Raw genomic sequence first — 8,495 nt, forward strand, 5'->3', positions numbered from 1 at the left:
CACGTGGAGACCCTGGAGGACGAACCGGGCCTGTTCGTTTTGTTCTCCTCGATCGCCGGCGTCCTGGGTTCGGCAGGCCAAGCCGGCTACGCGGCAGCCAACACCTTCCTGGACGCGCTCGCCCGGCACCGCCGCGCCCAAGGACTCCCCGCAACCTCACTGGCCTGGGGTCTATGGGCCTCGCCGAGCGGCATGACCTCCCACTTGGGCGACAGCGACCAGGCCCGCCTGCAGCGCGGTGGTCTCCTCCCACTCACCACCGACCAAGGCCTGCAGCTCCTGGACGCAGCCCTCGCCAGCACCGACCCCGCACCCGTCCCAGCCCGGATCGACACCACTGCCCTGCGCGCCGACACCGCGCCACCGATGCTGGCTGGGCTGGCGCCCACACAACGCGCAGTGGCCTCCCAGGGAGAGAGCGCAGGCGCGGACTCGTTGCGGGTTGGGCTGGCGGGTCTGGATGCGGATCATCGCTTGTCGGTGGTGCTGGATTTGGTGCGTGCCCATGCTGCGGCGGTGTTGGGTCATGCGGCTGGCGTGGAGATCGATCCGGGGCAGGCGTTCCGTGATCTGGGCTTTGACTCTCTGGGGGCGGTGGAGTTCCGTAACCGGTTGTCGGCCGCGGCAGGAGTGCGGTTGCCGTCGACGATGACCTTCGACTACCCGACTCCTGAACTGCTCGCGCGGTTCCTGCTGTCCGAAGTGGTCGACGATGCTCCGGTGGCGTCCGCGACCTCAGTCGTGGCCGGACGGGCGGCCGCAGACGACGAACCGGTGGCGATCGTGGGGATGAGCTGCCGTTTTCCCGGCGGTGTCGTGTCGCCCGAGGGGCTCTGGGAAGTCGTTGCCGCGGGCCGCGATGTGATTTCGGAGTTCCCCGGTGACCGCGGCTGGGATGTGACGGCCATCTTCGATCCCGAGCCTGGCACGCCGGGCAAGTCGTATACGCGTCGAGGCGGTTTCCTTGAGGCTGCGGGCGAGTTCGATGCGGGGTTCTTCGGGATCAGTCCGCGTGAGGCCATGGGCATGGATCCGCAGCAGCGCTTGCTGTTGGAGGCGGTGTGGGAGGCGTTCGAGCGCGCTGGGATTGACCCGGCCGGGCTCCGCGGCAGCTCCACAGGAATCTTCGCCGGACTGATCGCACAAGGCTACGGCGGCGGTCTCGGGTCAGGCGTGAACGGCGTGGGTGTTAGCGGTGCGGAAGGCTATGGGCTGACCGGCACCACCGGAAGCGTGGCGTCGGGGCGGGTGTCGTATGCGCTGGGTTTGGAGGGCCCAGCGGTGACGATCGACACGGCCTGTTCCTCGTCGTTGGTGGCGTTGCATCTGGCGTGCCAGTCGGTCCGTTCTGGCGAATCCGAACTTGCCGTTGCTGGTGGTGTCACGGTGATGGCGTCGCCGGGGATGTTCGTTGAGTTCTCGCGGCAGCGTGGTCTGGCGCCGGACGGTCGCTGCAAGTCGTTCGGTGAGGACGCGGATGGGACGGCCTGGGCCGAGGGTGTCGGTGTGGTTGTGGTCGAGCGTCTGTCGGAAGCTCGCCGCCTTGGTCATCGTGTGCTGGCGGTGGTGCGCGGTTCGGCGGTCAATCAGGACGGTGCGAGCAACGGGTTGACGGCGCCGAATGGTCCTTCTCAACAGCGGGTGATTCGCCAGGCCCTGGCGAACTCTGGGCTGGGCATTGAGGACGTCGATGTGGTCGAGGCGCATGGCACCGGGACCAGCCTCGGGGATCCGATCGAGGCGCAGGCGCTGTTGGCGACCTATGGCCAGCGTTCGCAGGACGGTCCGCCGCTGTGGTTGGGCTCGTTGAAGTCGAACATGGGTCATGCCCAGGCCGCTGCGGGCGTTGCCGGTGTGATCAAGATGGTGCAGGCCCTGCACCACGACACCCTGCCCGCAACGCTGCATGCCGACGAGCCCAGTTCCCACGTGGATTGGGACGCCGGCCACGTCCAATTGCTGACCGACGCTCAGCCCTGGCCGGCCGATCATGTTCGTCGTGCGGCGGTTTCGTCGTTCGGGATCAGTGGCACCAACGCCCACGTCATCATCGAGGAGCCGCCCGGTTCTGCGGCCGTTGCCCAGGAAGAAGCCACGGGCGCGAAGCCGCCGGTTATCCCGTGGGTCCTCTCGGCCAAATCGCCCCGTGCGCTGTCGGGTCAGGCGCGCAAGCTGGTGGATTTTGCGGCCGGGTTGGACGGTTCGCAGCGGTCGGCTCTGGATGTGGGTTGGTCGTTGGTGTCGGGTCGTTCGGTGTTCGATCACCGTGCGGTGGTGTTGGCCGGGGCTGGTGAGGGGCTGGTCGAGGGTCTGCAGAGCCTGGTTTCCGGTGCGGAGCATCCCGGTGTCGTTGTCGGTTCGGGTGCTGGGGTGGCGGGTTCTGGGCGGGTTCTGGTCTTCGGTGGTCAGGGTTCGCAGTGGCTGGGGATGGGCCGGGAGCTGCTGGAGTCCTCGCCGGTGTTCGCGGCTTCGATCAGCGAGTGCGAAGAGGTTTTCGGCGGTTTGGTCGATTGGTCCTTGACTGACACACTGCGTGGCAGCGGTCCAGGTCTGGGCGATGTGGACCGGGTGGATGTGGTCCAGCCGGTGCTGTTTGCGGTGATGGTGTCGCTGGCCCGGCTGTGGAAGTGGGTGGGTGTCGAGCCCGATGCGGTGGTGGGGCACTCGCAAGGGGAGATCGCCGCCGCGTATGTAGCGGGTGCGTTGAGTCTGGCGGACGCCGCCCGGGTGGTGGTCCTGCGGTCCCAGGTTCTGGCTGAAGTTGCTGGCAGGGGTGGGATGGCGGCGGTGTCCGCCCCTGTCGAGCAGGTCACCGATTGGCTGACCGGGTGGGATGGCCGGTTGGAGGTCGCGGCGGTGAACGGGCCGTTGTCGGTGGTGGTGTCCGGCGACGTCGACCCGGTCGCAGAGTTCGTCGACTGGTGCGAGGGCGAGGGCATCCGGGCGCGTCGGTTGGCGGTGGACTACGCAAGTCATTGCTCGCAGATGGAGCCGCTGCGGGAACAGATCCTTGACGCGTTGCAGGGGATAAGCCCCCAATCGGTGTCGACGGCGTTCTATTCGACGGTGACGGGCGGTCGTATCGACACCGCCCAGCTGGATGGGGCCTACTGGTTTGAGAACCTGCGGCGCCAGGTGCGGTTTGACGATGCGTCCCGGGCACTGCTGGCCGATGGATTCCGGGTGTTCATCGAGGCGACTCCGCATCCGTCGCTGGTCACTTCGATTCACGACACCGCCGAGGCGTCCGACTCCGGGCCGCTGGTGGCAGTGGGGTCGCTTCGCCGCGACCGGGGCGGACTGGATCAGTTCCTCACCTCGGTCGCGCAGGCCTTCGTCGCCGGCGTCGAGGTGGACTGGAAACAGATCTTCGAGGGCACCGGCGCAAGCTGGACCGACCTTCCCACCTACGCCTTCGACCACAGGCATTACTGGCTGAACGCCCGCACCGCCCACGACGTTGACGGGGTCGGGCTGTCGGCGGTGGAGCATCCGCTCCTCGGCGCGGCAGTGGAACTGCCCGATGGCGGCGTCGTCCTCACCGGACGCCTGTCGATGGGAGAGAACGCGTGGTTGGCCGACCACGCCGTCCTGGGACACGTCCTGCTCCCCGGGACCGGCTTCGTTGAGGTGGCGGTCCTGGCCGGCGATCACGTCGGCGCCGCTCATCTTCGCGAGCTGGTTCTGCATGCCCCGCTTCCGTTGACCAGGGAGCAGGCGAACCAGCTGCAAGTAATGCTGACACCGCCGACGAAAGCTGCGGACGGAACGGCATCCACCGACGGCGAATGGCGAGTGGCCATCTACTCGCGGCCGGAAGGCCAGCCTGACCAGACGTGGACCCTTCACGCCGAAGGCACGCTGGAAAGCGAGCCCTCGACCGCACGCGCGGCGGCGAGTGACTGGGAGACGAAGGCGTGGCCTCCGCTGGGCGCGGAAGCAGTGGACATGGATGACACATACGAACGGCTGTCAGGCCGTGGCTATGAGTATGGTCCGGTCTTCCAGGGGCTCGCCGGTGTGTGGCGGCGCGGCTCGGAGGTGTTCGTTGAGGCGGCCCTGCCCGAGAGGGCGCGCAGTGAGGCGTCTCGGTTCGGTCTGCATCCGGCACTTCTGGACTCGGTGCTGCATGCCGCCCTGCTGACCGACGTCATCGAGGGATCCGGTGCTGAGGGGCGGGTCGCGCTGCCGTACAGCTGGAACCACGTGGCGCTGCATGCGACTGGCGCGGCGACCGTCCGGGCCAGGCTGGTTTCCCAAGGTCCAGACGAGCTGGGCATTGAGGTGGTGGACGCTGCCGGGCAGCCGGTGTTGACCGCCGGCTCGCTGCTGACCCGCCAGATCGACCCGGCCCGCCTGCGCCAGGTGTCGTCGAGCGCCGACTGGCTCTACCACCTTGCGTGGACGCAGATGGAACTGGCCGCCGCCGATGCCGTTTCCGAAATGCTTGAGGCCGGCGCGGGCCCCTCCGATGATCTCGGTGACGAGGTCGCCCTGGTCACCGTCGACCGGGACGGATCGGTGACCTGCCGGAGAGTGCTCCAACGAGTCTCTTGCTGTACTGCCGGTCCGACTTCGGCGCAGCGCCCGACGACGAAACCTCCGTCGAGCCGGCGCAGGATTCGCCAGGCGTGGTGGACGGCCTGGTGTGTGGCGTCCTGCGGGTGGTGCAGTGGTGGTTGGAGCGTGGTGGTGAGGGTCGCCTGGTGGTGGTGACTCGTGGTGGTGTCGCCTGGGAACCGAATGGTGTGAGTGATCTGGCTGCTGCTGCGGTGTGGGGTCTGGTGCGTTCGGCGCAGAGCGAGAACCCGGACCGGATCGTGCTCGTGGACGTACCGGACTGGGATGCATCGGCGCGGACGGTGGCCGACGCAGCCGGTCTAGGCGAGCCGCAGGTGGCGTTGCGCGGAGGACAGATATGGGCGCCACGCTTGCAGAAGCTGTCTGAAAGCGACCTCCTTCCCATTCCCGCGGCAGCCCCGCTTCTTTCCCCTGCTTCTGGTGAAGCTTCCCCCGATTCGTATGTTGGCGGTGAATTGAAGGGTGAGAGCGACGGCTGGGCTTTGGGCGTGGTGGATGGCGGGGGTTCGTTGGATGGCGTGGGTCTGGTGGCCGGTGAGGGCTCAGGCGAGTTGGCCGCCGGTGAGGTCCGCGTTGCTGTGGCCGCAGTCGGGCTGAACTTCCGGGACGTGTTGATGGCGTTGGGCATGTACCCCGGTTCGGAGGTAAGGATCGGTGGCGAGGGCTCGGGCGTGGTCGTGGAGACCGGCCCCGGCGTGCACAACGTGTCGGTCGGGGATCGGGTGATGGGCCTGTTCCGGGGTGGGATCGGCCCGGTATCGGTTACCGATCATCGGTTGCTGGTGCGGGTTCCCGCAGGCCTGGGTCTGGTGGAGGCCGCAGGCGTCCCGGTGGTGTTCGCGACCGCCTTTTATGGGTTGCGTGATCTGGGCGGTCTGTCTGCGGGGGAGACGGTGTTGGTCCATGCCGCTTCTGGTGGTGTGGGGATGCGCTGCGGTGCAGCTCGGCGCGGGCCTGGGGCGCGCGGGTGCTTGGGCACGGCCAGCCGCGGTAAAGTGGGATTTCTGCGGGGGCAGGGGTTTGCTGCGGAGGAGATCGCTGATTCGCGGTCGACGTCGTTTGAGGGCTGACTTCCTGCGCTTGACCGGTGGTGCTGGCGTGGATGTGGTGCTGGATTGTCTGGCGGGGGAGTTTGTGGATGCGTCGTTGCGGTTGTTGCCGCGCGGCGGCCGGTTCTTGGAGATGGGCAAGACCGATATCCGCGATGCAGGACCAGATCGCCGAGCAGTATCCAGGGCGTCTGGTATCGCGCCTTCGATCCTGATGGACGCCGATCCAGAACGGCTGCAGGAGATTCCTGACTGAGATCGGCCGGGTTGTTGGAGCAGGGGTGAGGTGCAGTCCGGCTCCCGGTGTCGGTGTGGGGTGTGGGGGAGGCGCGTCGGGCGTTCCGGTTCTTCAGCCAGGCCCGCCACATCGGGAAGATCGTGCTGACCTTTCCCGCCCGGTGATGCGCCCAGGTTGCCTCGGTCATCACGGGTGGCACGGGTGGTCTGGGTGTGGTGGTGGCCCGCCACGCGGTGCAGCGCTGGGGCATGCGGGATCTGGTGCTGGTCAGTCCGTCCGTGGTCCCCGAGGCCGAAGGCATCGGCGAGGTGATCGCGGAGCTGGAGGAGGCCGGCGCCCGAGTTCGAGTGGCGGCCTGCGATGTCAGCGATCGCGCGGCTGTGCACGACCTGATCGATGGCATCCGTAGCCGACGGCGGTCGGGTCGCGGGCGTGGTCCACGCTGCCGGTGTCCTGGACGACGGTGTGGTGACCGGGTCTGACGCCTGAACGCGTGCGCCGCGTCCTGGCGGCTAAAGCGCAGGCGCGTGGAACCTGCACGTGGAGACCCTGGAGGACTGAACCGGGTCTGTTCGTGATGTTCTCCTCGATCGCCGGCGTCCTCGGTTCGGCAGGCCAAGCCAGGCTACGCGGCAGCCAACACCTTCCTGGACGTACTCGCCCGGCACCGCCGCGCCCAAGGCCTCCCCGCAACGTCACTGGCCTGGGGCCTATGGGCCTCGCCCAGCGGCATGACCTCCCACCTGGCTGACAGCGACCAGGCTCGCCTGCAGCGGGGCGGACTGCTCCCGCTCACCACCGACCAAGGCCTGCAGCTCTTGGACGCAGCCCTCGCCAGCACCGACCCCGCACCCGTCCCAGCCCGGATCGACACCGCCGCCCTGCGCGCTGACACCGCGCCGCCGATGCTGGCCGGGCTGGCGCCCACACGCCGCGCGGTGGCCTCCCAGGTGGTGGAGAGCCAGGGCGGTCTGCAGAGCAGGCTGGCGGGTCTGGCCTCCGAACAGCAGCTAGCAGTGATCCTGGATCTGATCCGGGCGCATGCGGCCGCGATCCTTGGTCACGGTAATTCTCGCGATATTCATCCGCAGCAGGCCTTCCAGGAGTTGGGATTCGACTCCCTCGGAGCGGTCGAATTCCGCAACCGGTTGTCCACCGCGGCAGGTGTCCGCCTTCCCAGCAGCATCACCTACGACTACCCCACCCCCCAAGTCCTTGCCGCCCACATCCACGCCGACATCACCGGCGGCGCGGATGAGAACGGCTCCACTGCGGGGCACTCGGCAAAGTCCGTCTTCGACAATCTGGAATCCCTCCTGTCCATCGCGACTGCGGACGAGGCGGAGCGGAAGAGGCTCGTCACCCGCCTGCGAGCGATCGTGACCAAATGGGACAGCAAGCCCGATGCTCACCCGGATTCCAATATCGATATCGAGTCGGCCGAAGAAGATGAACTTTTCTCTATCATCGATAGGGAAGCCGGCTATGACTTCCGAACCAACTAAGGGGCGTCTTAGATGGCGAACGAAGATAAGTACGTCCAGTACCTGAAGCGCATGACCGTTGATCTGCGCGAGGCTCGCCGGCGTATCACCGAACTTGAGCAGGGCGACTCGGAACCCATTGCGATCGTTGGGATGAGTTGCCGTTTCCCCGGCGGTGTCGTGTCGCCCGAGGGGCTCTGGGAAGTCGTCGCCGAGGGCCGGGACGTGATGTCGGAGTTCCCCGGCGACCGAGGCTGGGATGTCACAGGCGTCTTCGATCCGGTGCCGGGCACGCCCGGAAGGTCATACACCCGGTGGGGTGGGTTCCTCGATGGTGCGGGGGAGTTCGATGCGGGGTTCTTCGGGATCAGTCCGCGTGAGGCCCTAGGCATGGATCCGCAGCAGCGGTTGCTGCTGGAGGCGGTGTGGGAGGCGTTCGAGCGCGCCGGCATCGATCCGGCCGGCCTTCGCGGCAGCTCTACCGGGGTCTTCGCCGGACTGATCGCACAGGGCTATGGCGGCGGGGCAGGCGTCGGCGGCACGGGCGTGACCGCGCCAGAAGTGGAGGGCTACGGACTGACGGGCTCGACGACGAGCGTGGCGTCGGGCCGGGTTTCCTACGTGCTGGGCCTGGAGGGCCCGGCCGTGACGGTCGACACGGCGTGCTCCTCATCGCTGGTGGCGCTTGCACCTGGCGTGCCAGTCAGGTGCGGTCCGGCGAGTGTGAAGCTGGCGGTCGCCGGGGGTGTGACGGTGATGGCGAACACCGGAATGTTCGTGGAAGTTCTCACGCCAGCGTGGGCCTGGCGCCAGGACGGCCGGCTGCAAGTCCTTCAGCGAGAAGGCGCGGACTGGAACCGGCCTGGGCTGAAGGCGTTGGGCGTGGTGTTGGTAGAGCGTCTGTCAGATGGCCGCGTCGCTTGGGTCCATCGCGTGCTGGCGGTGGTAGCGCGGTTCGGCGATCAACCAGGACGGCGCGAGTAACGGGATTGACCGCGCCGAATGGTCCCTTCGCAGCAAGCGGGTGATCCGACAAGCCCTGGCCAGCGCGGGTCTGGGCGTTGAGGATGTCGATGTCGTGGAAGCCCACTGGCACCGGAACCACCCTCGGCGATCCGATCGAGGCGCAGGCGCTGTTGGCGA

General features: G+C 67.6%; 6 protein-coding genes and 3 pseudogenes. All 9 read left to right on the forward strand.

From position 1 onward, the window contains the following. Positions 1–3: 3 nt before the first annotated feature. A complete protein-coding gene (locus FHU30_RS33860; protein WP_308211458.1) occupies positions 4–4,716 on the forward strand; it encodes a type I polyketide synthase in 4,713 nt (1,570 codons plus the stop codon). Then, the gene (locus tag FHU30_RS47360) at positions 4,632–5,651 is read left to right on the forward strand and encodes a SpnB-like Rossmann fold domain-containing protein (protein ID WP_253881604.1); all 1,020 of its coding nucleotides are present in this window, start codon (positions 4,632–4,634) and stop codon (positions 5,649–5,651) included. Before FHU30_RS33860 ends, FHU30_RS47360 begins: the two co-directional genes overlap by 85 nt. A gap of 28 nt (positions 5,652–5,679) precedes the next feature. Next, entirely contained in the window at positions 5,680–5,886 is a 207-nt protein-coding gene (locus tag FHU30_RS33870; protein WP_253881605.1) for a zinc-binding dehydrogenase, read from the forward strand. 167 nt (positions 5,887–6,053) lie between these two features. Continuing rightward, a complete protein-coding gene (locus tag FHU30_RS47780; RefSeq protein ID WP_372504017.1) occupies positions 6,054–6,350 on the forward strand; it encodes a KR domain-containing protein in 297 nt (98 codons plus the stop codon). Next, a pseudogene (locus tag FHU30_RS47785) lies at positions 6,347–6,475 on the forward strand (hypothetical protein); the annotation flags it as partial. The gene FHU30_RS47780 and the pseudogene FHU30_RS47785, both read left to right, overlap by 4 nt. 25 nt (positions 6,476–6,500) lie before the next feature. Beyond that, a pseudogene (locus FHU30_RS47790) lies at positions 6,501–6,575 on the forward strand (KR domain-containing protein); the annotation flags it as partial. A gap of 24 nt (positions 6,576–6,599) precedes the next feature. Next, positions 6,600–7,373 carry a phosphopantetheine-binding protein gene (locus FHU30_RS33875; protein ID WP_253881606.1) on the forward strand — a complete coding sequence of 258 codons (774 nt, stop codon included), beginning with the start codon at positions 6,600–6,602 and terminating at the stop codon, positions 7,371–7,373. A gap of 12 nt (positions 7,374–7,385) precedes the next feature. After that, positions 7,386–8,336: a beta-ketoacyl synthase N-terminal-like domain-containing protein gene (locus FHU30_RS33880; RefSeq protein WP_253881608.1), complete on the forward strand. Its 951-nt coding sequence runs from the start codon at positions 7,386–7,388 to the stop codon at positions 8,334–8,336. Between the two features lie 89 nt (positions 8,337–8,425). Next, positions 8,426–8,485 (forward strand): annotated as a pseudogene (locus FHU30_RS47795) (hypothetical protein); the annotation flags it as partial. Positions 8,486–8,495 lie beyond the last annotated feature (10 nt).

Origin of the sequence: Actinomadura rupiterrae, from assembly GCF_024172125.1 — a bacterium.
Lineage (GTDB): Bacteria > Actinomycetota > Actinomycetes > Streptosporangiales > Streptosporangiaceae > Spirillospora > Spirillospora rupiterrae.